This is a genomic window from Micromonospora chalcea (assembly GCF_028768405.1).
Classification (GTDB): domain Bacteria; phylum Actinomycetota; class Actinomycetes; order Mycobacteriales; family Micromonosporaceae; genus Micromonospora; species Micromonospora chalcea.
This window is the reverse complement of record NZ_CP118233.1, coordinates 4963949-4989295: the sequence shown is the minus strand read 5'-3', so window position 1 is coordinate 4989295 and position 25347 is coordinate 4963949. Positions and strand designations below refer to the sequence as shown.

Sequence of the window (25347 nt, the reverse complement as noted above, 5' to 3'; positions counted from 1 at the left end):
GACTTCCCGGCAGGAGAGCCCCCAAACCGGACGCCCCGGAATTCCCTCGCACAGCCTCCGCGCTGGATATACTCGGGCGGCTGGTCGTATATAGGGAGCCGCGATGACCAAGATCCTGGTGGACGTCGACGACGAGGCGCTGGCGGATGCCGCCGAGGCGTTCGGCACGAAGACCAAGAAGGACACGGTGAACGTCGCTCTCCGCGAGGGCGCGGCGAGACTGCGCCGCGCCCGGGCACTGGCGGAGCTGGCCGAACGCGGGCAGGCCGGTGACTTCGACGAACTGCTCGACAAGGGTGCCTACCGCTCGTGAAGCTGGCCGACTACCTGATCGACACCAGCGCCCTCGTCCGGCTCCTGCGTGATCCCGACGTGCTGGCGCGCTGGGAACAGCAGGTGACAGCGGGTCTGCTCGCCGTGTGCCCGCTGGTCGAGCTGGAATTCCTCTACACCGCCCGGTCGGTCGCCGACCGGACGCGCCTGACCGAGCAGCTCCGGGCCGCCTTCGGCTGGGTGGTCATGCCGGACCGGATCTACGAACGCGCCGCCGAGATCCAGGGCGAGCTGACCGTGCGGGGGACGCACCGCTCGGCGGGCGCGGTCGACCTGCTCATCGCCGCCACCGCCGAGTACCACGGTCTCTCGCTGCTGCACTACGACCGGGACTTCGACCAGGTCGGCGCCGTCACCGGCCAGCCGATGCGCTGGCTGACCCGACCCGGCTCGATCAAATAGGGCGTAGCCACGGCAGCGCCGTCGCGGGCATGCTGAGCCCATGGGGGTACGCGTCGAGCACGCCGGTGCCGTGACCACTGTGATCCTGGACCGGCCCGAGGCCCGTAACGCCGTGGACGGGCCGACCGCACGAGCGCTGGCCGACGCGTTCCGCGCATTCGACGCCGACCCGGACGCGGCGGTCGCGGTGCTCTGGGGCGCGGGCGGCACGTTCTGCTCCGGCGCCGATCTGAAGGCCGTCGGCACGCCGCGCGGCAACCGCGTCGAGCCCGAGGGGGACGGACCGATGGGCCCCACGCGGATGCGGCTGTCCAAGCCGGTGATCGCGGCGATCTCCGGGTACGCGGTGGCGGGCGGGCTGGAGCTGGCGCTCTGGTGCGACCTGCGTATCGCCGAGTCGGACGCGACGCTCGGCGTGTTCTGCCGCCGGTGGGGCGTACCGCTGATCGACGGCGGGACGGTCCGGCTGCCCCGGCTGATCGGCGAGAGCCGGGCGATGGACCTGATCCTCACCGGACGCCCGGTCGGCGCCGACGAGGCGTACGCGATGGGTCTGGTCAACCGGCTCGTCGCGCCGGGTGCGGCCCGCGCGGCGGCCGAGGAGCTGGCCGCCGCTATCGCCCGGTCGCCGCAGACGTGCCTGCGCAACGACCGGGCGGCGGTGCTGGACGGCACGGGGCGGCCGGAGCCGGAGGCGATGGCCACCGAGCTGGCCTACGGCATGGAGTCGCTGGCGGTGGACGGGGTACGCGGCGCCGGCCGGTTCGCCGCCGGGGCCGGCCGGCACGGCGCGCCGGCCGGCTGACGCGTCACTTCAGCGCGCGCAGCGCGTCGGAGATGGCCCGGTGGAACGTCGGGTACGCGTAGATCATGTGCCGGAGCTGGCTGATCGGCACCGCCGCGTGCACCGCCACGACGAGCGCGGAGAGCACCTCGCCGCCGGCCGGTCCGGCCGAGGTGGCCCCGATGAGCACGCCCTGGTCGGCGTCGGCAACCAGCTTGATGAACCCGGCGTTGCCGGTCTTGTGGATCCAGCCCCGGGCCGACGAGGTGAGATCGGCGTATCCGACCTGGACGTTGACGCCGCGCTCGCGGGCCTGCTGCTCGGTGAGGCCGACCGCGCCGACCTCGGGGTCGGTGAACGTGACCCGGGGCAGCGCCCGGTAGTCGGCGACCGGGACGCTGCCCGGCGCGACGCTCGACCCGCCCGCGCTCATCGCGCCGCCGACCGAGCTGACCACACCGGCCGCGCCGCCGACCACGCTCGCGGTGCCGCTGGCGTCCGGGCCGCCCTTGGTACGCCGCATGTGGTCGAGGACGTCGGCCACCACGATGCCGGCCTGGTACATGGCGATGTGGGTGAACGCGCCCTCGCCGGTGAGGTCACCGACCGCCCAGATCCCCTCGGTGACGTGCATCCGGTCGTTCACCGGCAGGTAGCGCTGCCCGGCGTCCACCCCGACCGTGTCCAGGCCCAACTCCTCCAGGTGCGCCTTGCGGCCGGTCACCACGAGCAGCTTCTCGCCGGTGAACTCGGCGCCGTCGGCGTACACGGTGAACGCGCCGCCGTCGTGGCCGACCCGGCCGGCCTTGACCCCGGTGTGGATCTCCACCCCGTCGGCGCGCAGCGCGTCGGCGGCGAGCGCTGACGCCTCCGGCTCCTCGACGGCGAGCACCCGGTCGGCCGCCTCGATGACCGTCACCCGCACGCCGAACCGGGCGAAGACCTGCGCGAGTTCCAGCCCGATCGCGCCGCCGCCGAGCACCAGCAGCGACGCGGGCAGCTCCTCCACCTCGATGGCCTGGTGATTCGTCCAGTACGGCGTGTCGGCCAGCCCGTCGATCGGCGGGACCGAGGGCCGGGTGCCGGTGCCGAGGACCACGCCGTACCGGGCCTGGAACACCTGGTCGCCGACGCGTACCCGGTTCGGGCCGTCGAGCCGCCCGCTGCCCCGGACGAACCGGCCGCCCTTGCCGGTGAAGCGGTCCACCGCCACCTTGTCGTCCCAGGTGTCGGTGGCCTCGGCGCGGATCCGCTTCGCCACCGGCGCCCAGTCCGGCCGCACCTGGGCGGACCCGGCCAACTCGTTGACCCGGTGCGCCTCGGCCAGCGCGTTCGCCGCCCGGATCATCATCTTGCTCGGCACGCACCCCCAGTAGGGGCACTCGCCGCCGACCAGGTCCCGTTCGATGCCGACCACTGTGAGGCCGGCCTCGGCGAGCCGTCCGGCCACCTCCTCGCCGCCGACGCCGAGCCCGACCACTACTACGTCAACCTGTTCCGGCTCCGCCATTCCGCAAGCATTCCGTACCTTCGGGACACCGGCCACCGCACCGGCCCCGAATTCCCGCGCTCGTCACGAACGCGACCGCCTACCGTGGCCGCATGCACACGCGCTTCACCCCGGTCCGGGACTGCTTCCACGACCTGTTCGTCACCGGCCGGGAGACCGGCGCGTCGCTCGCGGTGTGGCACGACGGCGTACCGGTGATCGAGCTGATGGGCGGCACGGCGGCGGCGGTCCCGCCCAGTGCGGTCGCACCGATGGCAGGGGCGGACCGCGCGTGGCGTCCGGACACGCTCGTGGACGTCTACTCGACCGGCAAGCCGGTGGTGGCGCTCTGTCTACTGCTGCTCGTCGACCGGGGCCGGGTCGACCTGGACACGCCGGTGTCGGCGTACTGGCCGGAGTTCCGCACCCCGGCGACCGTCCGGCAGGTCCTCGCCCACACCGCCGGGCTGCCCGCCTTCCCGGTGCCCCGCCCCGCCGCGGCCATCGCCGACTGGGGCCTGCTCTGCGCCGACCTGGCGACGGCCGAGCCGGAGTGGGACCCGGGCGCCGTCGCGGGCGAGCACGCCTGGACGTACGGGCACCTGGTGGGCGAGTTGGTCCGCCGGGTGGACGGGCGGCCGGTGGGCCGGTTCCTGGCCGAGGAGATCGCCGGTCCGTGGCGCCTGGACCTGGCCTTCGGGCTGGGTGAGACCGACCGGCGGCGGTGCGCCGACCTGTCGTACGCCGATCCGGCCTGGCCGGACGCGATGCGCGGCGAGCCGGGTTCGTTGCGGGCGCGGGCGCTGGACAACCCGCCCGGCGGGCGCGACGTCGCGATGGTGAACAGCGACCTCTGGCGGGCCGCCGAGATCCCGGCGGTGAACCTGCACGCCACCGCCGCCGGGCTCGCCCGGCTGTACGCGGGCCTGCTCGCCAGCGGCACCCTGGACGGGGTACGTCTGTTCAGCCCGGAGCTGGTCGCCGAGGCGACGCGGGTGCAGTATTCCGGGCCGGACCTGCTGCTGGACCGGCCGGTGGACTGGACGCTCGGCATGCAGTGGGAGCCGGACGGCAGCTGGGGCATGGGCGGGATCGGCGGCAGCAGCGCCTGGGCCGACCCGGAGCGGGGCTACACCTTCGCGTACGCGACCGCCCGGCTGGCCGACCACGATCGGGTGGAGGAGCTGGTCGAGGCGCTGCACTCCTGCCTCTGACGGTTAGTCACGTTCTGTGATTCCGGCGCGTCGTCACGCAGCGCATTCGGCCGGCAGTCGCGCCTGGCTTCCCCTTTTCCGACTTTGCTCTGCACCCATTGGCGCAGCACCGAGTTGAGCAGCGGATTTCCGCTAGGTCCGAAATCCGCGAGAGGCCCGCACCGGTCACGTTCCGCAACGGGTGCGGATATGGCTGCAGAGCAAAGTCGGCGGAGGTGGATAGGCGCGGGCTAGAGGTGCAGTCACCCGCAGTAATCGTGGGCGCCGTGCTGCGGCCCGCGCGGGCCGCCAGCGACGTTGGGCTCGTGTGACGTTCGCGCTCGTGCGCGGGCGGCGGGCGGCGGGCGGCGAGGGGGAGGGCGTCAGCGGAGCCAGACCGGGTCGGCGCCGGGCACCTCCAGCGGCGGCGGGTAGTCGAGCGTGCGACGCACAGCGTCGGGCAGCCGCCACGGCTGGTGCACCGCCTTGCCCGCCACCGATTCCAGCTCCGGCACCCACCGCCGCACGTACGCGCCGTCGGGGTCGTAGCGCTCGGCCTGCCGTACCGGGTTGAAGCCGCGGTACGGCCGGGTGTCGTTGCCGGTGCCGGCCACCCACTGCCAGTTGCCGGAGTTGTTGACCCGGTCGCCGTCGAGCAACCACCGGAAGAAGACTTCCAGGCCGGGCCGCCAGTCCAGCCCGAGGTGCTTGGTCAGGTAGCCGGCGGTGATCAGGCGGGCCCGGTTGTGCATCCAGCCCTCGGCGCGCATCTGACGCATGCCGGCGTCCACGATCGGCATGCCGGTCCGTCCCTCGGTCCAGGCGTCGAGCGCGTGCTCGTCGTACCGCCAGTCCTCCCGGGCGCCCCGCCGGTAGGCGGCCGTGGACAGGTCCGGGAATCCGGCGACGACCTGGTGGTAGAAGTCGCGCCAGCAGAGCTGCCGGACGAACGGGCCGTCGCGGTCGCCGGCCCGGGTCGCCACCGCCAGCGGGGAGACGCAGCCGAAGCGCAGGTACGGGCTGAGCCGGGAGGTCTCGTCGCCGGCCATGTCGTCGTGGATGTCGTCGTACCGGTCGAGGGTGGGCAGCCAGGCGGTGAGCCGGCGGCGGGCGGCGTTCTCCCCGCCCACGGCGGCGGCCGGGCTGTCGCCCTTCGGCGGGTCGGGCAGGCGGCCCGGGTCGACGCCGTCGGGCAGCCGGACCCGCTTCGGCGCGGCCAGTTCGTCCCGCAGGCGCACGCCCTGCCAGGCGCGGAAGTAGGGGCTGAACACGCGGTAGTGGTCGCCGCCGCTCGGGCGCAGCGCGCCCGGCTCGACGATCGTCAGGCCGGGGAACAACCGCAGGAACATGCGGTGCCGGTCGCACTCGGCGCGCAGGCGGCGTTCCCGGCGGCGGGCGTAGTGGCTCACGTCGGCGGAGAGCCCGACGCCCTCGGCGCCCACCTTCCGGGCCAGCTTCACCGTCTCGGCCACCGGGTCGCCGCGCCTGATCACCAGGTCGCCGCCGCGCTTGCGCAGCGCCTCGCGCAGGTCGGCCAGGCTCTGGTGCAGGAAGCGGGTGCGGTTCGGCGAGAGCTGCTGCAACTCCGGGTCGAGCACGTAGAGCGGCACCACCCGCTCGAACGCGGAACAGGCGGCCGCCAGCGCCGGGTGGTCGTGCACCCGCAGGTCGCGGGTGAACAGCACGACCGCCGTCCGGCCGGTCATCCGGCCAGGGCCGGTTCCAGCGCCGGGCCGGGCACCTGAACCGGCGTGCCGGGCGGGGTGAGCAGCGCCCGCGCGGCCACCGCCATCCGGCGCCGCTGCGGCACCAGGGCCCGGCGGACGAAGACGTCGTAGTCCTGCGCGGCGACCTCGTCCAGGATGCCGCCGTAGAGCGCGTACGCGGTGCGCATGCACGCCTGCGAGGCGGGGTTGAGCAGCGGGATGCCCGGCGCGGCGGCGAGGTAGTGGGCCTGCGCGCGGGTCACCTCGTACTCGATCAGCTCGCGGATGCGCGGCGTGGTGCGACCGGCGGCCTTGGCCGCGACGAGGTCGGCGCGGGTGACGTCGAACTTGGCCAGATCCTCGTCGGGCAGGTAGGTCCGGCCCCGGTCGAGGTCCTCGGCGACGTCCCGGATGAAGTTGGTGAGCTGGAAGGCGAAGCCGAGCTGGCGGGCGGGCTCCCGGGCGGCGGCCGGGTCGGAGCTGCCCAGGATCGGCAGCATCATGGTGCCGATGACGGCGGCCGAGCCCTCCATGTAGTCGAGCAGGTCGTCGTAGGTCGGGTACGACATCACCGTCAGGTCCATCGCCATGCTGCGCAGGAACGACGCGAAGTCGTCGCGGTCCAGGTCGAACACGGCGATGGTGTGCAGCACGGCGGGGAGCAGCGGGTCGTCGACCGACGCGCCGTGCAGCCCGGCCACGAATCGATCCGACCACTCGCGCAGCCGGGCCGCGCGCTCGGCGGGCGGCAGGTCCTCGGTGCGGTCGACGATCTCGTCCGCGTAGCGGGTGAATCCGTACAAGGCGTGCACATGTCGCCGTTTCCAGGCGGGGAGCAGCCGGGTGGCGAGATAGTAGGTACGGCCGTGACGCCGGTGCAGCTCGCGGCAGCGGTCATAGGCGGCGGCCAGATCCACGTCCATCGGCCCTCCTCAGTTTCGACGCAGCAATCGACGCAACTCGTAACCCTAGGGTACGCTCGCCCACATGGCCAACGACGCAGTTGCGGGTAATGCGCTCCGCGTCGCGCCGGCTCAGGCCGGGGCGACGGACGATCCGGTCCGCGGCGTACTGGCCGCGTTCACGAAAGACCTGATCAAAGGGGTCGATGAGACGCTGGTGGCGTTCCTGGCCGCGGAAGTCGATTCGCTGACCGAGATCGACGCAGCGATGGGTGCATTCGCCGCAACCGCGCGCGACTGCGTGCTGGCCGGCGGCAAACGGGTCCGGCCCACGTTCGCGTACTGGGGATGGCGGGGCGCTGTCGGCGGGGAGGAACCGATGTGTTCGGCGCTCCCGGCCCTGTCCGCCCTCGAACTGCTGCACACGTTCGCACTCGTGCACGACGACGTGATGGACGCCTCCGACACCCGGCGCGGGCTGCCGACCGCGCACCGGGCCGCCGCCGCCCGGCACCGCGCCGCCGGGCACGCGGGCGACCCCGACCGGTACGGCGAAGCGGTCGCCGTACTCATCGGCGACCTCTGCATGGTGTGGGCCGACCGGCTCATGGGCCACGCGGCGGTCCCCGCCGAGCGGCTGCTCGACGTGCGCCGCTGCTACGACCAGATGCGGGTGGAGACGGTCGCCGGGCAGTTCCTGGACGTGCTCGGCGAGAACGACGCGGGGAACTGGACGGTCGACCGGGCGCTACGGGTGGCCCGGTACAAGACCGCCAGCTACACCGTCCAGCGGCCGCTGCTCTTCGGCGCCTGCCTGGCCGGCACCGACCCGGACGACCCGCTCATCGCCGCGTACACCCGGTACGGGCTGGCCGTCGGCGAGGCGTTCCAGCTCCGCGACGACCTGCTCGGCGTCTACGGCGACCCGGAGACCACCGGCAAGCCGGCCGGGGACGACCTGCGTACCGGCAAGCCGACCGCGCTGCTGATGCTGGCCCGGCAACTCGCCGACCCGGCGCAGCGCCGGGCGCTGGACCGGGCCGGCTCGGTCACCACGGCACGCGACGTGGACCGGCTTGCCGACGTGGTCCGCGACACCGGCGCCACCGCCCGGGTGGAACGGATGATCGCCGACCGGGTCACCGAGGCGCTCGCCGCGCTCGGCACCGCACCGATCGACGAGACCGCGCGCACCGCGCTGACGGGTCTCGCCACCGCCGCCACCGCGCGGCGGGCATGATGAGCAACTTCGCGAGCAAGGGGGCCGGAATGCGTACCGTCAAGGGACGGACCGACCGGGTGGTGGTGGTCGGCGCCGGGCTGGGTGGACTGGCGTGCGCGCTGCACCTGGCCGGCAGCGGCCGGCAGGTGACGGTGCTGGAGCGCGAGCCGGTGCCCGGCGGGCGCGCCGGGCGGCTCAGCGTCGACGGGTACGAGTTCGACACCGGCCCGACCGTCCTCACCATGCCCGACCTGATCGCCGAGGCGCTCGGCGCGGTCGGCGAGGAGCTGACCGACTGGCTCGACCTGAGCCCGCTCGACCCGGCGTACCGCGCCTACTACCCGGACGGGTCGACGCTCGACGTCATCACCGACACCACCCGGATGGCGGCCGAGATCGCGCGTGTCTGCGGTCCCCGGGAGGCGGACGGCTACCTGCGTTTCGTCGACTACGCCCGCAACCTGTGGCAGTGGGAACGGGCCGACTTCATCGAGCGCAACCTCGACGCGCCGACCGACCTGCTCACCGGCAACCTGCTGAAGTTGTTCGCCAACGGCGCCTTCCGGCGGCTCCAGACGAAGATCAACCAGTTCTTCCGCGACCCGCGTACCCAGCGGATCTTCTCCTTCCAGGCCATGTACGCGGGCCTGTCGCCGCACGACGCGCTGGCGATCTACGCGGTCATCGCGTACCTCGACTCGGTGGCCGGTGTCTGCTTCCCGCGCGGCGGCATCCACGCGGTCTCCCGCGGGATGGCCGGCGCGGCCGAGAAGCACGGCGTGCAGTTCCGGTACGGCACCACGGTGACCCGGGTGGAGACCGCCAACGGCCGCGCCACCGGCGTGATCACCTCCGACGGCGACTTCGTCACCGCCGACACGGTGGTGCTCAACCCCGACCTGCCGGTCGCCTACGAGGACCTGCTGCCGCCCAGCCGGCAACGCAAGCTCACCTACTCGCCGTCCTGCGTGGTGCTGCACATCGGTTCGACGCAGGGCTATGGCAAGATCGCCCACCACAACATCCACTTCGGGCGCTCCTGGAAGGGGACGTTCGACGAGGTGATCCGCCGAGGCGAGCTGATGACCGACCCGTCGCTGCTGGTGACGAACCCGAGCCGCACCGACCCGTCGGTGGCGCCGGCCGGGAAGCACACCTACTACGTGCTGGCGCCGGTGCCGAACCTGGAGCGGGCGCCGTTCGACTGGACGGGCGACCTCACCCAGCGGTACGCCGACCAGCTCGTAGGCACGCTGGAGGAACGCGGATACGTCGGCTTCGGCGACGGCATCGAGGTGATGCGGGCCGTCACCCCGGCCGACTGGGCGGCGCAGGGCATGGCCGCCGGCACGCCGTTCGCCGCCGCGCACAGCCTCTTCCAGACCGGGCCGTTCCGCCCCTCCAACCTGCACCGGAAGCTGGACAACGTGGTCTTCGTCGGCTCCGGCACGCAGCCGGGCGTGGGGGTACCGATGGTGCTGATCAGCGGCAAGCTCGCGGCGGCCCGGATCACCGGGGCGACGGCATGAGCGAGCGGGAGGAACACCTGGTCGAGCTGGTCGGCGACGACGGGCAGGTGCTCGGCGAGACCACCGTGGCGACCGCCCACCAGCCACCCGGCCGGCTGCACCGGGCCTTCTCGGTGCTCCTGGTCGACCCGCAGGGGCGGGTGCTGCTGCAGCAGCGGGCCGCGGTGAAGACGCGGTTTCCGCTGCGCTGGGCGAACTCCTGCTGCGGGCACCCGCTGCCGGGCCAGTCGCTGGCCGAGGCCGCCAACCGGCGGCTCGGCGAGGAACTCGGCGTCGGCCCGGTCGAGCTCACCGAGGTGGGCGTCTACATCTACTACGCCGAGGACCCGGCGACCGGCCGCGTCGAGTTCGAGTACGACCACGTGCTGCGCGCCGACGTACCCGCCGACCTGGTGACGCGGCCCGATCCGGACGAGGTGGCCGAGCTGCGCTGGGCCGACCCCGGCGCGGTGGTGGCCGACCTGGACGCCGACCCCCGCGCGTACGCCCCGTGGCTGGGCGGCGTGGTCAACCGGCTGCTGCATCCGGCGGGCCCGGCCCGGCCGGGCGTCGCGGCCTCCGAGGCACCGGAGCGGTCGGGTGGCCGATGAGGCGCTGAGCGCGGGGGCCGTGGCACGCCGGTTGGGTGTGGCGGTCACCACGCTGCGCACCTGGCACCAGCGGTACGGCCTCGGTCCCAGCGAGCACGTGCCGGGCCACCACCGGCGCTACACGCCCGCCGACCTCGCCCGCCTGGAGATCATGCGCCGGCTGACCACCGAGGGGGTGGCGCCCGCCGAGGCGGCCCGCTGGGCCCGGCAGGCCCCGGCCGTGCCGCCGCCGGACCGGCTCGCGCTCAAGGCACGGACCTCGGCGGTACGCGACGGCGGCGGCACGACCATCCCGGTCGGCCGGGCCGGCCCCGCCGCACGGGGGCTGGCCCGTGCCGCGATGCGCCTGGACTCGGTGACCATCGCGCGGACCATCGCCGAGGCGCTCGCCGCCGACGGGGTGGTGGCGACCTGGGAGGGGCTGCTCCGGCCGGTGCTCACCGGGATCGGGGAACGGCACGCCGCCACCGCCGGCCTGATCGAGGTGGAACACCTGATGTCCCGGTGCGTCTCGGTGGCGTTCGCCACGGTGATCCGGGCCCACCCGAACGGCGGACCGCCCCGGATCCTGCTCTCCTGCGCCGACGAGGAACAGCACTCGTTGCCGCTGGAGGCGCTCGCCGCCGCGCTCGCGGAGGCCGGTGTGAGCTGTCGCATGCTCGGCGCCCGGGTGCCGTTGCCCGCCCTGGTGGAGGCGGTCAACCGGACCGGGCCGGCGGCCGTGGTCCTCTGGTCGCACACCCGCGCGACCGCCGACCCGTGCCAGCTCACCGCGCTGCTGACCGTCCCCCGCCGGCCGCTGCTGGTGCTCGCCGCCGGGCCCGGCTGGCGGGCCGACTCGCTGCCGGCCGGGGTGGTCCGGCCGGTGGATCTGGCCGAGGCGCTCTCCCTCGCCCTGGCGGTACGGGACTCGCTGGACCAGTCGACGAAGGGCTGACGGCCCTTTTCGCTCCGGGGCGCGTCCACTACGGTCGGAAAGTCCGTCTGACCCCGACCCCTCCGGGAGCGACGAATGCGTCCACGCGCCCTGCCGGCGCTCGCCCTGGGCCTGGTGCTCCTCGTCACCGCCTGCGGCGAAGCCGGCAAGTCACCCGATCAGGCGGCGGCCTCGCCGTCGGTCTCGGCGTCGCCGTCGCCCGTGACGAAGCCCTCACCGACCCCGACCGCCACCCCCAGGAAGCCGAAGCTGCGCCCGGTGCCCAAGAAGCTCCCGGCGGGCCTGCACCGGGCCAGCGGGAGCAGCGGGGTGGCGCTCACCTTCGACGACGGACCGGATCCCCGCTACACCCCGCAGATCCTGGCCCAGCTCCGGGCGGCCCGGGTCACCGCGACGTTCTGCGTGGTCGGCCAGCAGGCCAAGCGCTACCCGGAGCTGGTGGCCCGGATCGTCCGCGAGGGTCACCAGCTCTGCAACCACAGCTGGCACCACGACGTGAACCTCGGCCGGCGGTCGGCCACCGAGATCCGGGCCGACCTGGAACGGACCAACGACGCCATCCGCGCCGCCGCGCCCAAGGCGCCGATCACCTGGTTCCGCCAGCCCGGCGGCCGGTGGACCGCCGAGGAGATCGTGGTGGCCCGGCAGATGGGCCTGCGCCCGCTGCACTGGAGCGTGGACCCGCAGGACTGGGACCACCCGCCGGCGAAGACGATCATCAAGCGGGTGAAGGGCGCCACCCGGAACGGCTCGATCGTGCTGATGCACGACGCGGGCGGTGACCGGGCCCAGACGATGGCCGCGTGCCGGCACCTGATCCCGGACCTGAAGCGGCGGTACGGCATCGCGCGACTACCCTGACCTGCGGTTTTGCCCGGCGTCGCGGCCATGCCCATACCGGTTTGGCCGTCCGTGCAGACATGACATATGCTTCTCCTGCCTCCGGCGGGGCCGGATGGGAGCAAGTCCGCTTGAAGTTGCGAGTGTGCAATGATGGCGGGGCCGCCCTCATCGTCTAGCGGCCCAGGACGCCGCCCTTTCAAGGCGGTAGCACGGGTTCGAATCCCGTTGGGGGCACGGTCCGGCTCGCGCCGGATGCAACACCAGCCAGGTCCTGTGGAGCAGTTGGAGTGCTCGCCGCCCTGTCAAGGCGGAGGTCGCGGGTTCAAGTCCCGTCAGGACCGCAAGCGCTGACGCCGCGCAGCTCAATGCGCGGCGTTCTGCGTATCGGCTCATGCGGTAGCATGTGCCGAGCACCACGGCCAGGTAGCTCAGTTGGTACGAGCGTCCGACTGAAAATCGGAAGGTCGGCGGTTCGACCCCGCCCCTGGCCACATAGCCTTTCGCCGGGCTACAGGAACGCCGACCAGCGGATACGCAGGTCGGCGTTCTGCTTTTCAGCCCAGATGGGCCGCCTCCGCCCGCAGGTGCTCCAGGAAATGCGTGACTGCCGGCGGCGGCGTCCTGCCCCGCACGGTCGCCGCGAATATCTGCCGTACCGACTCGTCGTCCGGGTGCAGGCGGAGCAGGGCGATGTCCGGCGGGGTTCCGCGTACCGCCAGGGCCGGAACCAGGGCCACCCCCAACCCGGCGGCGACGCATCCCAGCTTGCCGGTCCACTCGGCCGCGACGATGTCGATGCGCGGCGAGAAACCGCTGGGCAGGCTTGCGCGGAGCAGGCTGTTCTCCGCGGTGGCCGAGCCCACGACGAACGCTTCCGGGGCGAGGTCCGCCAGGCGCACCGAGCGGCGGCGCGCCAGCCGGTGGTCACGCGCGACCGCGACCAGGAGCCGCTCGTCGAGCAGGTGTCGCAGGTCGAATCGTTCGCGGTCCAGCTCGCCCGTGGGCGAGGTGCTGACCACTGCCACATCCGCCTCCTCGGCGAGCAGGCGCTCCAGCAGCCGCGGCGTCACGCCCTCGACCAGCGAAAGCGAGACCTCCGGGTAGGCCGAGCGGAACGACGCCATCGCCCGGGGTACGAGGGCCGCGACAGCGGTCGGGAAGGCGCCCACACGCAGCCGCCCTCGGCCGAGCCCGCGCAGGTCGTCGAGGTCACGCCGGGCCGCGGCGAGCCGGTCGAGGACCGCCTCGGCGTGCGGGAGCAGCTCTCGTCCCTCCTCGGTGAGGGCGACGCCGCGGGGCAGCCGGTCGAAGAGCCGGGCGCCGATGTCGGCCTCGAGCGCGGCGATCTGCCGGGAGACAGCCGACTGGGTGAAGCGGAGTGCGCGGGCGGCGGTGGTGATCGAGCCGTGCCGCGCGACGGCGCGGAACACCTCCAGCAGCTGAGTCTCCATGGGCAGGCATGGTAATCACGCATGGCAGGCATGCAAGACATTCGTTTGTCGCATTGCTTTCACCGGCCTAGCGTTACCGCGTGAAGATCATCGCGGTCCTCGGGACCGGGCACATGGGTACGCCGATCGCGCGCCGCCTCCTGGCCGGCGGCAACCGGGTCAGAGTGTGGAACCGCAGCCCGGAGCGCTCGGAGCCGCTCGCGGCGGTCGGCGCGACGGTGGCCGCGAGCCCGTCCGCCGCGGTCGACGGAGCCGAGGTCGTCGTCGTCATGCTCGCCGACGCCGGCGCGGTCGAGACGGTGCTGTTCGGGCCGGACGGCGCCGCCACCGCGCTCCGACCCGGGACGGTCGTGGTGCAGATGTCGACGATCGGGCCGGACGAAGTCCGAGCGGTGGCCGGCCGGCTTCCGGCGGGCGTCTACCTCCTCGACGCCCCCGTCGGCGGCAGCGTCAACGCCGCCCGGGCCGGCACGCTGGTGATCTTCGCGGGCGGCACTGCCGATGCCGTGGAGAGGGCGGCTCCGGTGCTGGGGCAGCTCGGGACGGTCCGCCACTGCGGTCCGATCGGCGCAGGTGCCGCCGTCAAACTCGTCGCGAACACGGGTTTGGTGACGGCTGTCGCCGCGCTGCACGACGCGCTGGCTGTCGCCGCGGCGCTCGGTGTCGACAGGCAGACCGCCCTCGACGTGCTCGACCGTGGGGCCCTCGGCGGCGCGGTCGGACGGGCCACCGCCCCGGGCGCCTCGTTCGCAGTCACGATGGCGGCGAAGGACGCGCGGCTGGCGCTGCGCCGCCCGGTGCCGGCCCCCGTGCTGGAGGCCGCCCTCGACCTGATGCGGGCCGCGCCGGACCAGGACGCCGATCTCTCCTCCCTCGTCTCCCCCGACTTCTGCGAAGGGACGCTGATGCGCCTCACCCTGGACAACCCCGAATCCGTCGCGGCCCCGTTCGGCGACCGCTTCGCGCACGTCGCCCGGATCGATGTCGGCGGCGGCGCGCTGCTGATGCTCGCCGGACAGGTCGCCGTCGACGACGACGGCGAGGTGGTGGCCCCCGGAGACGCCGGCGCCCAGGCCGAACGGATCTTCGAGATCGTGGGCGGCGTGCTCGCGGCGCACGGCGCGAGCTTCGACGACGTGCTGCACGTCCGCACGTTCATGACGGACCTGGCTGACCTGTCGGCGTACGCGGCCGTCCGGCGCCGACTCTTCACTGGCACACCGCCGCCGGCGAGCACGACTGTCGAGATCAGCAAGCTCTTCCTGCCCGGTGCCGTGCTCGAGGTCGAGGTCACGGCCGTGGTCCGGTCCCGCTAGGTGTCGCGACGATTGCGCTTCCCGGCCGACGGGCCGTATCCACGGCCGGCACAGGTCGCCACCCTGAGTACCTAACGGGTGTACGGTCCCCGGCAACGGCGGCGGCGCCTACGGTGAGCCCGCTGAGTGACGGACGGAATGAGGCAGGTGAGCACCAGAAGGTCGCGTGTGCGGACGCTGCGTACGGCTCTGACGTCGGTCCTCGTACTGGCCGTGATCCTGGTGGGCGGGTGCGGCCGGATCTCGGGGCTCCTGGATTCCGTCTCCCTGTTCCATCCGGTGTGGGCCGCCGACGGCTGGGTCTACTACCTGCGGGAGGTGACCTCGACCTCGGGCTCGGGAGTAGCCGAGGTGTGGCGGCAGCGGCCCGACGGGAGCGGCGAGGAAGCCGTTCTCACGCGCGCCCCGGCGGTGCCCGCCTGCGAAGCGGGCTTGTTCAGCTTCTTGTTCGCCGACCCCGACGGCGACCTCGGGGTGGCCCTCGAATGCGGCTGGGACGGAACGGAGCTGCTCACCTACTCGCCGGCCGACAAGACGTTCGAGCCTCTGGCGTCGACGCGCTTCCTCGCCGGTGCCGCACTCGTGAACGGTGACGGCAGGGGATATGTGCAGGCGCGCCGGAAGTGCGGGCCGGGGGGAATCCAGCTGCTCGCTGACGGGAAGGCGTCTGAGTTCCCCTCTCCGGTGACGGTCGACGGGACAACCTTCAACCTCAGTGGCAGTGATACGGGTTGCGAGTCCATGGTGCTGGTGCGGTCGCCGGCAACCATGGGTGAGCGGCTGTTCTTCATCACCGCACCCGACACCCTCGGCAGGTTGCCGCTGCCTGTCGAGGTGTATCCGTCTGACTTCACCTGGCACCTGACCGAGTGGGACGTCGGATCGGCCACGGCCAGGTTCCTCGCGGAGCTTCCCGGGCTCGCCGACCTGGCGGTGTCGCCGGACGGCAGGTCGGTGATCGCCGCCGTCGCGTCGGATCACGTGGGCGGCGTGTGGTCGGTCGACGTCGACACCGGGAAGAAGACGCGGATCGCCGACGGTGAGCGCGCGTACCACCCGAGCTTCTCTCCGGACGGCAAGCGGTTCGTCTACGTCGAGGCCTTCAGGCGGCTGAGGTTCGCCGAGGCACGGTAGTCGCCGGCCGGCTCACGCCGCGAGGGACGCCCCGCGCCTCGGCCGCACGATATGTTGCACGCTGTGACAGGGCCTGAGATCACCGTTGCGACGCCGGAAGACCGTGGCAGCGTGGTCACCTCGCTGGTCGCGGCGTTCACCAAGGATCCGGTCCTGCGGCACCTGTTCCCCGACCAGGCGACCTATGCGCGTTATGCGGCCGTCTTCTTCGGGCACCTGTTCGACAAGCGGGTGCACAAGGAGACGATCTGGACGATCGGGCACGGCGCGTCGGTGGCGATCTGGGAGCCGCCGGCATCCGGGAGCGCCCCGCCGGACGACGATCTCGCCGCCCAGCTTCCCGCCGACGTGTTGCACCGCGTCCGCGCCTACGACGAGGCGGTGCACGCCGCGCTGCCGTCGGCGCCGTTCTGGTACCTGGGGGTGCTGGGTACGCACCCGGACCACGCCGGCCGCAGGTGGGGCCACGCCGTGATGCGGGTGGGGCTGGACCGGGCCGCCGCGGACGGCCTGCCGGCGATTCTGGAGACCAGCAACCCGGACAACGTCGAGGTGTACCGGCGCGCCGGCTGGGAGGTGGTGCACGCCTTCGCGGAACCGCTGCCCACCTGGGTCATGCGGAATCGCCGCACCTGACCGTACGACAGAGATCCCCACCGGCGGAGACGCCGGTGGGGATCCGCCGTTCAGACGCCGGCGGGCTGCTCCGCAGTGTCCGAGGCGCAGCAGGCGCTCACGGTCACCTTCTCCAGCTGCGGTGAGTCGGCCTTGACCGTGTAGACCTCCCACGGCTCGTCGCCGGGGCCGCGCACCCAGACCTTGTCCTGGAGCGCGTAGCAGCACTCGGTGTCGTTCTCCTCCAGCGTGATCAGGCCGGACTCGGTGAGCCGGCTGGTCGCGGCGTTCACCTCGCCGGTGGTGGCCACCTCGACCCCGAGGTGGTCCATCACCGTCGGCAGGCCGGGCTCACCTTCGAGGAGTACGAGCTTCAGCGGCGGGTTCTCCACCGCGAAGTTGGCGTAGCCGGGGCGGCGCTTGGCCGGCTCGACGCCGAACAGCTTGCTGTAGAAGGCCACGGAGCCTTCGAGGTCGGACACGCGCAGGGCGAGCTGGACGCGGGACATGTGAACCCCCTGTCTAGATGTTTATCGAAGCAGACCCCACCCTGCCCTCTGCTTTGAAGTCTGTCAACCTAGAGAAATGTCGAAACAAGCGCTGCCGGCGCCTCGGCGTCGGAGATCTGCGTCCGGCTCCGAGCGGCGCGGCACCTGGGCCTGGTACCGGGTACGCCCCGAGGCGTTCCGCCAACTCGGCGCGCCTGTCCCACCACACAGCGCTGTCGTGGAGCGGCGTTCCCGGTGTCCGGAAGCGGGCGCAACGGAAGCTGCGCACCGAGACATGAGCCGGTATGGTCCGGACCTATGGGACAGGAGATGGCCGATCCGGATGAGGTCCGGCAGGAATCCGACCGCTTCTCCCTCCGCAGCAACCTGTTCGTCCCGGCGTCGGCCGAGCGGGCGTACGCCGTGTTCACCGGATCGCTCGCCGACTGGTGGGTACGCGAGTACACCTGGTCCGGCCCGCAGGCGCTCGCCGCGCTCGGCATCGAACCCCGGGCCGGCGGCATGCTCTACGAGATCGGCCCGTACGGCTTCCGCAACGACTGGGGCCGCGTGCTGACCTGGGATCCGCCCCGGCGTCTGGTCTTCACCTGGCAGATCGGCCCGGACCGGGTGCCGGTGCCGGACCCTGCCGGCGCCAGCGAGGTGGAGGTCCTGTTCCACCCCGAGGGCCCGGAACTGACCCGGGTCGAGGTCGAGCACCGCTACTTCGACCGGCACGGCGCCGCGGCCGAGGGCTACCGCGAGGCGCTCACGGCCGGCTGGCACGAGTTGCTCTGCCGCTACCTGGCGACGGTCGCCCGCACCGCCTGACCCGTACCCGATGGGCCCGGTCAGCCGGTGATGCCCGGCGTCGCCGCGGCGCCGGGCACGCCGGTGCCGCCGAGGTCGGCGCGGCGGCCGGCGTCCGCGCCCGGCGCGAAACCACCGCCCGCGAGGCGCCGTCGCGGCGCGGTGCGCAACCTGGGGTACGCCTCGGCGACCCGGCGCTGGACGCGGTCGGAACGGTCGGCGAGTACCAGGGCCGTCGAGGGGCCGCCCGCCTCGGCCACCGCGTTCTCCTCGGCTGCGCGCAGCCGCTGCGCGACGACGTACGCGAAGCCGGCCAGCCAGGTACGCCGGAACGCGGCCGGGTGCTCCCCGTCCGGCACGGCGGCTCCCGCCAGTCCGTGCGCGGCCTGCACCAGCAGCGAGGTGAACAGCAACTCGACGCGTTCCAGGTCGCTGGCGAAGCCGAACAGGTGCATGGCGAAACCGTTGCCCTGCCGTCGGCGTACGCAGCGGCAGCGCAACGGTTCGGCGACCGCGGCCAGCAGTCCGGCCTTGTCCCGGGCGTACGGCGCGACCACCTCGACCGTCCGGTCGCCCACCGGGTCGACGGCCGGGTCGCGTGCCGCGAGCAGCGCCCGGTCGACGCCGTAACGGGCGATCAGCTCGGTGGCCTTGGCCATGAACGCGGCCGACTCGGCGGGCGTGCAGGCCGGGTCCTCGGCCTGGGCGAGCAGCTTGCGCACCTTGCTGAGCATCGCCTCGGACATGACCCAGAGCTATCACAGCCGGCGCGCGTCGCGGCGCGGCGGGCTCAGTCGGACCGGCTGCGCAGCGTGGCGATGGTCGAGCCGGCGAGGGTGAGCAGGCAGTCGGGCAGCAGCCCGTCGGCGGCGGCCGCGCCGAACAGCGCCTCACCGGTGTCGGCGTCGTCGTTGGCGCACGCGCTGACGAAGCGGGCCACCCAGCGGGTGTCGTAGTCGGCCTGGTCGATGCCGGGGAAGTCGAGGGCCGCCCCGCCGGCCGGCGCGTCGTCGCCGAGCATGGTGGCGGCCAGGCACCACGCCACCCCGTACGCCCCGGCCAGGCCGGAGCGGTCCACCACCGCGTCGAACGTGCCCACCACCCCGGCGCCGTCGCCGGCGAGGGCGGAACGGAGCACGGCGGTCGCGTCGTCCAGCGTCTGCTGTGCTTCGTCGTTCACCCGCGGAACAGTAGCGCCGGGGGTCAAGCCGTGACCCGGAAATCGCTCGATGAACACGCAGCGTGATTCCCGCAGTCGGGGTGCCGACGGAGCCGACTCCACAGTCCCGCCTACCGCGTGGGCACGCTAAGGTGCGCAGCGGACCTTCGCCGGAGGAAGGACGACCATGCTGAGAACACGCACGTCGCGCGCGGCCCTGTCCATGGCCTGCGCGGCGCTCCTGCTCGCCACGAGCGCCTGCGGGAGCGACGAGCCGGAAGAAGCGCCCGCCACCCAGGTGCGCCTCTATGGCACCGACGGCAACATGCTCAATTCATACCCAGCCGAGCTGAAGGATCGGGCGGATCTGGTGAACGGGATGAAGGGCACCACGCCCCTCACTCCGCTGCCCGAGAGCTTCAAGGAACGACTACTCGCCGTAGACGCGAAGCTGGGTGACTTCCTCTACTCCGCCGAGTCCTACGACGCGGTCGTGATCAGCGCGCTGGCCGCCCAGCTCGCCGGCACCACCGCGCCGGGCGAGATCGCCAAGCAGATCGTCGGGGTCACCACCGGCGGCGAACGCTGCGACGAGGTGGCGACCTGCCTCCAGCTCGCCCGCGCCGGTCAGGACATCCAGTACCGGGGCGTGTCGCTCACCCGGGCCGGGTTCACCGACAACGGCGAGCCGGCCACCGCCAGCTACGGCACCATGCACTTCGACAACCAGAAGATCGACGACAGCAAGACCGAGTTCGTCGGCGCCGGTGAGGAGTCCGGGGCGAGCAGCAAGACGCCGCCGCGCGGTCGCAAGCTGCGCGACGGGAAGGCGAAGGACGCGCCGCTGGTCCTCGGCGGCCTCCTGCCGAAGACCGGTGACCTGGCGCTGGCGTACCCGCCGTTGGCCGCCGGCGCCGCGCTCGCGCTCCGCGAGGTCAACGCCGCCGGTGGTGTGCTCGGTGAGCCGGTGAGGTGGGTCGAGGGCGACGACGGCACCAACCCGGCGGTCGCGAAGGCCACTGTCGCCTCGCACGTCCGGGAGGGCGTCCACGTCATCATCGGCGCCGGTGGTTCCGGCATCTCCCGGGCGGTGCTGCCGGACGTGGTGGCCGCCGGGCGGATCCTGTTCTCGCCGTCGAACACCGACGCGGGGCTGAGCGCGGTGGACGACAACGGCCTCTACTTCCGTACCGCCCCGCCGGACAGCCTCCAGGGTCGCGCGCTGGCCGACGTGATGCTCCGGGACGGGCCGCGCAAGATCGCGATCCTGGCCCGTAAGGACTCCTACGGCGAGGGCCTCCAGGAGAACGTCCGTTCGGAGCTGGAGAAGGCCGGCATCGGCGCGGACCGGGTCAAGCTGCTGACCTACGAGCCGCCGGAGGACCCGAAGACCCCCGTCGACTTCTCCGGCATCGCCCAGGAGATCAAGGCGTACGGGCCGGAGGCGCTGCTGCTCATCGGCTTCGCCGAGTCCGCGCCGGCGATCCCGGCTCTGGCGGACGCCGGAGTCCAGATCAGACGCTGAGAAGCGCCGACGACGAGGGCCGCACCGGGAACACCGGCGCGGCCCTCGTCGTGTTCCGGCTCAGCGCGCCTTGCGCCGGTCCAGGAACTCGGTCATCCGCCGGTGTTTCTCCTCGTCCTCGAAGAGCACCGCCTGGCTGAGCAGGTCGAGTTGCGGGTGCGCGGCCGCCGGGGCGTCCACCGCCAGCTTGGTCAGCCGCAGGGCCAGCGCGGAGCCCTTCGCCATCTCGTCGAGCAGACCGTGCGCGGTGGGCAGCAGCTCGTCCGGTTCGGCCACCACCCGGTTCACCAGCCCGATCCGCAGCGCCTCCTCGGCGTCCACCCGCCGGCCGGTGAAGAGCAGTTCCTTGGCGCGGGCCTCACCGATCAACGCCGGCAGCCGGTAGGTCGCGCCCGCGCCGGCCAGGATGCCCAGCCGCACCTCGGGCTGACCGAAGACCGCGCGGTCCGTGCACACCCGCAGATCGCAGGCGTACGCGAGTTCGGCGCCGCCGCCCAGCGCCGGCCCGTCGATCGCGGCCACGGTGGGCATCGGGAGCGCCCGGATGCGGGCGAAGACGCCCTGGTTGATGGCGGCCAGCGCGTCCAGCCGGCCGCGCTCGCGCAGCTGGGCGATGTCGGCGCCGCCGGCGAAGATGCCCGCCGTCCCGCCGGTGAGCAGCAGCAGCCGGGGGCGTGCCTCCAGGTCGGCGCAGACCGCGTGCAGCTCGGCCACCAGGTCGGCGTCGATCGCGTTGCGTTTCTCCGGCCGGTCCAGCGTGACGACCAGCCGGTCCGGCAGCTCCTCGATCCGCAGCCCGCTCATTTCTTCTGGCCGTCCTTCCAGGTGTAGAAGCCCTGCCCGGACTTCTTGCCGAGCTTCCCGGCGGCCACCATCTCGACCAGCAGCGGCGGCGGCGCGAAGCGGTCCCCGTACGCGGCCTGGAGCGTACGCGCGATGTCGAGCCGCACGTCCAGTCCGACCAGGTCGGTCAGCTCCAGCGGGCCGATCGGGTGCCGGTAGCCGAGCACCATCGCCTTGTCGATGTCGGCCGGGCTCGCCACCTCGTCGGCCACCATCCGGATCGCCTCCAGGCCGAGCGTGACGCCGAGGCGGGAGGTGGCGAAGCCGGGCATGTCGCGTACGACGACGGGGTCCTTGCCCAGCCGGGCGGCGAGCGCGACGGCCGCCTCGGTGGTCTGCGGCGCGGTGGCCGGGCCGACCACGACCTCCAGCAGCGCCATCGCCCAGACCGGGTTGAAGAAGTGCAGTCCGACGAAGTCGGCCGGGCGGTCCAGCCCGGCGGCCAGTTCGGCGATCGGGATGCTGGACGTGTTGCTGCCCAGCAGCGCGGGGTGGCGGCTCTCCGCCTCGCGCAGCACGGCGCGCTTCAGGTCGAGCCGCTCGGGCACCGCCTCCACGATCACGTCGGCGCCCTCGGGCACCTCGGTGAGCCCGGCCCGCAACGTGACGCGCCCGCGGTTGGCGGTGGCGGCCTCCTCGGTCAGCTTGCCGCGCTGCACGCCCCGGTCCCACAGCTCGCCGAGCCGGCGGACGGCCTCGGCGCCCCGCCCGGGGTCGACCTCGACCAGTTCGACCGCGTACCCGGCGCCGGCCGCCACGTACGCGATGCCGAGGCCCATGGTGCCGGCCCCGACGACCACAAAACGACCACTCATCGATGTCCCCTCGCCGCGGCGGGGGCGCGCGGGGTCTCCGCCGCCGGGCCCGTCCGCTCGCTCGTTCCTGCATGGGACCCTATGCAGGGCCGGGCCGCCGGGATGAGTGGGGGCGGAGCGGACGGGGTAAGGACGGCCGTCAACGTCGAAGGAAGGAACGAGATGAGCCAGGCACCGGAGAGCGCGGAGAACACCGAGACGGTCGAGACCCGCGGCGACGAGCGGGTGGACCTGCTCCGCGCGGACACCAACAACGACGGCAAGACCGACGTGTGGGTGGTGGACACCGACGGCGACGGCAAGGCCGACCTGTTCCAGTTCGACACCGACGGTGACGGCAAGGTGGACATCACCATGGTGGACATCGACGAGGACGGCACGCCGGACGAGGTGGTCGACGGCGACGGCGGACTGCCCCCGGAGCAGACCACCCCCACCGTCCAGGTCTGAGCATGTAAGGAAGGGCCCCTTGTTAACGCCTGGGCGCTTGAAAGGGGCCCTTCCTAACGCCGCAGCTCCAGCGTGGCGAGGTAGTACGGGTGGTCGGTGTCGTCCACGTCGGCCAGTCGCCACGGTGAGCCGTGGACCAGCTCGGCGAACTCCTCGGGCGAGCAGACCAGGTAGTCGAACCACCCGGTGCCGAGCAGCCGGTAGCGCAGCCGCAGCCGCAGTTGCCCGCCGATCCGGCCCCGCTGCCGGTTGCGCTCGTGATAGGCGGTGTGCACCGGGTCGGTGGTGCCGTACGGGTCGGTACCGTGGGCGATCACCCGGGCGCCGGGGCGGGCCAGGGCGGCGAGCGCGGCCAGCATCGCGGGCGCCCGTTCCCGCCCCTCGAACAGCCCGAGGTTGTTGCCGAGCAGCAGGAACGTGTCGTAGCGCGGCTCGTCGGCGGTGTGCTCGTCGACGGTGCCGTGGACGAGGTCGCGTACGCCCCGGTGCCGGCTGACCCGCAGCGCGCCCAGCGAGGTGTCCAGGCCGGTGACGGGCACGCCGCGCTCCTGGAGTTCCAGCGCGATCCGTCCGGCGCCTACGCCGACGTCGAGCACGTGCCCGCGTACCCGGTCCACCGCCCGGTGGTCGTGCGGCTGCCACAGCTGCGGCGGGTCCAGGTAGTGCCCGGCGGGCGCGCCGTTGATCAGCCCGTCGTCCCGCTCGATGATCTCGATGACCGGCCGGGGCAGGCGTCCACCGGCCATCGGCCGGGGTCCGATCCCGGTGGCGACCGCGTACGCGTCGCGGATCATCTCGCCGAACACGTCGCCGATCTCGGGTTCCCCGGTCATGCCCGCAACGCTATCCGGGGGTCGGCGGCGCCGTGGCCGCCGTATCCTGGGCGGCGTGACCGACCTGGACCGCCTGGCGGCGGAGAAGTACGTCCTGCTCACCACGTTCCGCAAGGACGGCCGGGCAGTGGCGACACCGGTGTGGGCGGTACGCGACGGTGACTCGCTGGCGGTGTGGACGGTGTCCGACTCCGGCAAGGTGAAGCGGATCCGGCGCGACGGCCGGGTCACTGTGGCGCCGTGCGACGTGCGCGGGCGACCGCACGGCGATGCGGTGCCGGCACACGCGACGATCGCCGATCCGGAGAGCACCCGGCGGGTGCGGGGCCTGCTCAAGCAGAAGTACCGGCTGATCGGGCGGCTGAGCCTGCTCGGCAGCCGGCTGCGCCGGGGCGAGGGGGGCACGGTGGGGCTGCGGATCGTGCTGGACGGCGCGGCCCCCGGACACGATTGAGCCCGGGCACGATTAAGGGCGGCGCCGCGACGGCACCGCCCCTGATCGGAACGCCGGAGAACGCCGGTTCGTCAGTCTCCCTGGCGCTGCTGGGGGATCTGCCCCTGCAGTAGCGCCCGAACCTCTGACTCACGGTAGCGGCGGTGGCCGCCAAGGGTCCGGATGGCGCTGAGCTTGCCAGCCTTGGCCCACCGGGTCACCGTCTTCGGGTCGACACGGAACATCGACGCCACCTCGGCCGGTGTGAGTAGCGGCTCAGGTTCGTGCGTTCGCGATGCCATCGGGGTCACTCCTCCACATGTATAGACATCGGCCGGGGTCCCGCCGGCCGACGCGTCTCCCATGGTCCGGCTAGTCCCCGATGTCCGACATGGGCCGAACGGCTGAAGGTCCCTAGACGGACGGATGAAGCATGCCCGATTTTTACGACTTTTATGCCGCAGAAACTACCTTATTAGGACTCATGATCACGGTTCGTGACGCATCAACTACGAGACACTCTCGTGTCCAAGACCACTTATCGGGGTAAACCGGGCGTCAGTTGCAGCGCTCCAACAGCTGCACCGCGCGCCAGCGGGCGACCAGCTTGTCGTACGCGGCGGACGCCTCCTCGGCCTCGCCCCGGCCCAGTCCGGACAGTCCGGTGGCCACCAGATCGGTCGAGTCGTCGGCTTCGAGCGTCTCGTCCGGCAGCAGTTGAACCAGGCCGCCGTAGTCCAGCTCGACCACCGAGCGCGGGTGGAACTCCTCCAGCCACCGGGCCGCCTCCTCGACCGCCTCGGTGATCGGCGCCTCGCCGATCGACTTGCGCAGCACCGACAGCGCCCGCGACGCGCGGCGGCGCGCCTTGGAGATCTCGGTGCGGTAGCGCAGCGCGCGCCGCTCCGGCTCGGTGACCAGGTGCCGCTCACCCGCCTCGAACAGCACGAACCAGCGCAGCGGCACGCCCCAGGTGGCGATCTGCTCGTGCACCCGGGGCACGCCGTGCTCCAGCACCCGGGCGCCGCTGCGCCAGTCCTCCACCACGGCCTTGGCCTGCCCGGCGAGCACCGGCGGCACGAACGCGTCGGCCAGCACCGAGGGCACGCCGTCGCGGGCGCTCAGCGCCGCCTCGGCGACCCGGATGCGCAGGTTCCAGGGGCAGACCAGCAACGAGTCGTCCGACTCCAGGACGTACGCCTCGTCGGGCAGGTCGGGCAGCCGGGTCCAGCCCGCGCCCAGCGCCTCGATCACGGCGGTCCGTTGTCGTACCGGCCCTTCCAGCGGGGCGATCGCCCGACCCTCGCTGACGTACCGGCGCCAGTAGGACTGCCGGTCCCGGTCGAAGGCGGTCAGCGGCTCGTACACGCGCAGGTATGAAGCGAAGAGCGACGGCACGGCGCGATCCTCCCACGAGACGGGACCGCCCGTCGCCGCCCGTGAGCCCGTGGCGTGACGTGCGCGACAGTACGGTTCGGGCCGATATTAGGCTCAGAGACACCGGCAGCATCCCGCCGGCGTGCCACCAGGTTCCGCTCCCCACAA

Annotated in this window: 28 protein-coding genes and 3 tRNA genes; 19 read left to right on the top strand and 12 right to left on the bottom strand. The window is 72.9% G+C overall.

The window, feature by feature from the left end; translation table 11 throughout:
* Window positions 1-103 precede the first annotated feature (103 nt).
* From PVK74_RS22290 to PVK74_RS22280, 3 genes are read left to right on the top strand one after another with little or no spacing between them, the layout of a single operon-like run.
* Entirely contained in the window at window positions 104-313 is a 210-nt protein-coding gene (locus PVK74_RS22290) for a type II toxin-antitoxin system VapB family antitoxin (protein ID WP_030500628.1), read from the top strand.
* Window positions 310-735 (top strand): PIN domain nuclease, encoded by a 426-nt coding sequence (locus tag PVK74_RS22285; RefSeq protein WP_274477130.1) that lies wholly within the window; start codon window positions 310-312, stop codon window positions 733-735. The genes PVK74_RS22290 and PVK74_RS22285 overlap by 4 nt, the downstream gene beginning before the upstream one ends.
* 40 nt (window positions 736-775) lie before the next feature.
* Window positions 776-1540 carry a crotonase/enoyl-CoA hydratase family protein gene (locus PVK74_RS22280; protein ID WP_274477129.1) on the top strand — a complete coding sequence of 255 codons (765 nt, stop codon included), beginning with the start codon at window positions 776-778 and terminating at the stop codon, window positions 1538-1540.
* Window positions 1541-1544: 4 nt separating this feature from the next.
* On the opposite strand, the gene PVK74_RS22275 is transcribed toward PVK74_RS22280, so the two are convergent.
* Complete coding sequence (locus PVK74_RS22275) at window positions 1545-3029, bottom strand: dihydrolipoyl dehydrogenase family protein (protein ID WP_274477128.1); 1485 nt, start codon at window positions 3027-3029, stop codon at window positions 1545-1547.
* A gap of 92 nt (window positions 3030-3121) precedes the next feature.
* Between PVK74_RS22275 and PVK74_RS22270 the strand changes: the two genes are divergently transcribed.
* Complete coding sequence (locus tag PVK74_RS22270; RefSeq protein WP_274477127.1) at window positions 3122-4222, top strand: serine hydrolase domain-containing protein; 1101 nt, start codon at window positions 3122-3124, stop codon at window positions 4220-4222.
* 362 nt (window positions 4223-4584) lie between these two features.
* On the opposite strand, the gene PVK74_RS22265 is transcribed toward PVK74_RS22270, so the two are convergent.
* Both PVK74_RS22265 and PVK74_RS22260 read right to left on the bottom strand, forming a co-directional pair.
* Complete coding sequence (locus tag PVK74_RS22265) at window positions 4585-5907, bottom strand: cryptochrome/photolyase family protein (RefSeq protein ID WP_274477126.1); 1323 nt, start codon at window positions 5905-5907, stop codon at window positions 4585-4587.
* Window positions 5904-6830: a phytoene/squalene synthase family protein gene (locus PVK74_RS22260; protein WP_043327518.1), complete on the bottom strand. Its 927-nt coding sequence runs from the start codon at window positions 6828-6830 to the stop codon at window positions 5904-5906. Before PVK74_RS22260 ends, PVK74_RS22265 begins: the two co-directional genes overlap by 4 nt.
* A gap of 64 nt (window positions 6831-6894) precedes the next feature.
* On the opposite strand from PVK74_RS22260, the gene PVK74_RS22255 reads away from it, so the two are divergent.
* The 8 genes from PVK74_RS22255 to PVK74_RS22220 all read left to right on the top strand — a co-directional run bounded on the left by PVK74_RS22255 (window position 6895) and on the right by PVK74_RS22220 (window position 12421).
* Complete coding sequence (locus PVK74_RS22255) at window positions 6895-8049, top strand: polyprenyl synthetase family protein (RefSeq protein WP_274477125.1); 1155 nt, start codon at window positions 6895-6897, stop codon at window positions 8047-8049.
* A 29-nt stretch (window positions 8050-8078) separates the two neighbouring features.
* Window positions 8079-9560 (top strand): phytoene desaturase family protein, encoded by a 1482-nt coding sequence (crtI, locus tag PVK74_RS22250; protein WP_274477124.1) that lies wholly within the window; start codon window positions 8079-8081, stop codon window positions 9558-9560.
* Complete coding sequence (idi, locus tag PVK74_RS22245) at window positions 9557-10150, top strand: isopentenyl-diphosphate Delta-isomerase (protein WP_274477123.1); 594 nt, start codon at window positions 9557-9559, stop codon at window positions 10148-10150. The genes crtI and idi overlap by 4 nt, the downstream gene beginning before the upstream one ends.
* Window positions 10140-11087 carry a MerR family transcriptional regulator gene (locus PVK74_RS22240; RefSeq protein WP_064448346.1) on the top strand — a complete coding sequence of 316 codons (948 nt, stop codon included), beginning with the start codon at window positions 10140-10142 and terminating at the stop codon, window positions 11085-11087. The genes idi and PVK74_RS22240 overlap by 11 nt, the downstream gene beginning before the upstream one ends.
* A 75-nt stretch (window positions 11088-11162) precedes the next feature.
* Window positions 11163-11948, top strand: a complete 786-nt coding sequence (locus tag PVK74_RS22235) for a polysaccharide deacetylase family protein (RefSeq protein ID WP_043327523.1) — start codon at window positions 11163-11165, stop codon at window positions 11946-11948.
* 143 nt (window positions 11949-12091) lie between these two features.
* Window positions 12092-12164, top strand: a tRNA-Glu gene (locus PVK74_RS22230).
* 33 nt (window positions 12165-12197) lie between these two features.
* Window positions 12198-12271 (top strand) — tRNA-Asp (locus tag PVK74_RS22225).
* 76 nt (window positions 12272-12347) lie between these two features.
* Window positions 12348-12421 (top strand) — tRNA-Phe (locus PVK74_RS22220).
* Window positions 12422-12484: 63 nt separating this feature from the next.
* On the opposite strand, the gene PVK74_RS22215 is transcribed toward PVK74_RS22220, so the two are convergent.
* Window positions 12485-13381, bottom strand: coding sequence for a LysR family transcriptional regulator (locus PVK74_RS22215; RefSeq protein ID WP_113972254.1), 897 nt, complete (start codon window positions 13379-13381; stop codon window positions 12485-12487).
* A gap of 80 nt (window positions 13382-13461) precedes the next feature.
* Between PVK74_RS22215 and PVK74_RS22210 the strand changes: the two genes are divergently transcribed.
* From PVK74_RS22210 to PVK74_RS22200, 3 genes are all read left to right on the top strand, one after another.
* On the top strand, window positions 13462-14697 hold the full coding sequence (locus tag PVK74_RS22210) for an NAD(P)-binding domain-containing protein (RefSeq protein ID WP_274477121.1): 1236 nt from the start codon (window positions 13462-13464) through the stop codon (window positions 14695-14697).
* A 168-nt stretch (window positions 14698-14865) separates the two neighbouring features.
* Window positions 14866-15831, top strand: coding sequence for a TolB-like translocation protein (locus PVK74_RS22205; RefSeq protein ID WP_064448465.1), 966 nt, complete (start codon window positions 14866-14868; stop codon window positions 15829-15831).
* Between the two features lie 51 nt (window positions 15832-15882).
* A complete protein-coding gene (locus PVK74_RS22200) occupies window positions 15883-16467 on the top strand; it encodes a GNAT family N-acetyltransferase (protein ID WP_209959598.1) in 585 nt (194 codons plus the stop codon).
* A 50-nt stretch (window positions 16468-16517) separates the two neighbouring features.
* Here the strand turns inward: PVK74_RS22200 and PVK74_RS22195 are convergent, their stop codons facing one another.
* Entirely contained in the window at window positions 16518-16955 is a 438-nt protein-coding gene (locus PVK74_RS22195; RefSeq protein ID WP_274477120.1) for an ArsI/CadI family heavy metal resistance metalloenzyme, read from the bottom strand.
* A gap of 297 nt (window positions 16956-17252) precedes the next feature.
* Here PVK74_RS22195 and PVK74_RS22190 point away from each other — a divergent pair, with 297 nt between their 5' ends.
* The gene (locus tag PVK74_RS22190) at window positions 17253-17765 is read left to right on the top strand and encodes an SRPBCC family protein (RefSeq protein WP_043327527.1); all 513 of its coding nucleotides are present in this window, start codon (window positions 17253-17255) and stop codon (window positions 17763-17765) included.
* 20 nt (window positions 17766-17785) lie between these two features.
* Here PVK74_RS22190 and PVK74_RS22185 read toward each other — a convergent pair whose 3' ends face one another.
* Entirely contained in the window at window positions 17786-18490 is a 705-nt protein-coding gene (locus PVK74_RS22185) for a DUF2786 domain-containing protein (protein WP_043327528.1), read from the bottom strand.
* A gap of 44 nt (window positions 18491-18534) precedes the next feature.
* Window positions 18535-18924 carry a hypothetical protein gene (locus PVK74_RS22180; RefSeq protein ID WP_043327529.1) on the bottom strand — a complete coding sequence of 130 codons (390 nt, stop codon included), beginning with the start codon at window positions 18922-18924 and terminating at the stop codon, window positions 18535-18537.
* 166 nt (window positions 18925-19090) lie between these two features.
* Between PVK74_RS22180 and PVK74_RS22175 the strand changes: the two genes are divergently transcribed.
* Window positions 19091-20428, top strand: a complete 1338-nt coding sequence (locus PVK74_RS22175) for an ABC transporter substrate-binding protein (RefSeq protein ID WP_043327530.1) — start codon at window positions 19091-19093, stop codon at window positions 20426-20428.
* A 60-nt stretch (window positions 20429-20488) separates the two neighbouring features.
* On the opposite strand, the gene PVK74_RS22170 is transcribed toward PVK74_RS22175, so the two are convergent.
* Window positions 20489-21232 (bottom strand): enoyl-CoA hydratase/isomerase family protein, encoded by a 744-nt coding sequence (locus tag PVK74_RS22170; protein WP_274477119.1) that lies wholly within the window; start codon window positions 21230-21232, stop codon window positions 20489-20491.
* Entirely contained in the window at window positions 21229-22086 is an 858-nt protein-coding gene (locus tag PVK74_RS22165) for a 3-hydroxyacyl-CoA dehydrogenase family protein (protein WP_274477117.1), read from the bottom strand. Before PVK74_RS22165 ends, PVK74_RS22170 begins: the two co-directional genes overlap by 4 nt.
* A gap of 162 nt (window positions 22087-22248) precedes the next feature.
* Between PVK74_RS22165 and PVK74_RS22160 the strand changes: the two genes are divergently transcribed.
* A complete protein-coding gene (locus PVK74_RS22160; protein ID WP_043327533.1) occupies window positions 22249-22536 on the top strand; it encodes a hypothetical protein in 288 nt (95 codons plus the stop codon).
* A gap of 53 nt (window positions 22537-22589) precedes the next feature.
* Here the strand turns inward: PVK74_RS22160 and PVK74_RS22155 are convergent, their stop codons facing one another.
* Window positions 22590-23369, bottom strand: a complete 780-nt coding sequence (locus tag PVK74_RS22155) for a class I SAM-dependent methyltransferase (RefSeq protein ID WP_210886005.1) — start codon at window positions 23367-23369, stop codon at window positions 22590-22592.
* A 55-nt stretch (window positions 23370-23424) separates the two neighbouring features.
* On the opposite strand from PVK74_RS22155, the gene PVK74_RS22150 reads away from it, so the two are divergent.
* A complete protein-coding gene (locus PVK74_RS22150) occupies window positions 23425-23823 on the top strand; it encodes a PPOX class F420-dependent oxidoreductase (RefSeq protein WP_043327535.1) in 399 nt (132 codons plus the stop codon).
* 71 nt (window positions 23824-23894) lie between these two features.
* On the opposite strand, the gene PVK74_RS22145 is transcribed toward PVK74_RS22150, so the two are convergent.
* The gene (locus PVK74_RS22145; protein WP_007073996.1) at window positions 23895-24104 is read right to left on the bottom strand and encodes a BldC family transcriptional regulator; all 210 of its coding nucleotides are present in this window, start codon (window positions 24102-24104) and stop codon (window positions 23895-23897) included.
* Between the two features lie 256 nt (window positions 24105-24360).
* The gene (locus PVK74_RS22140; RefSeq protein ID WP_030500602.1) at window positions 24361-25200 is read right to left on the bottom strand and encodes a DUF8083 family protein; all 840 of its coding nucleotides are present in this window, start codon (window positions 25198-25200) and stop codon (window positions 24361-24363) included.
* Window positions 25201-25347 lie beyond the last annotated feature (147 nt).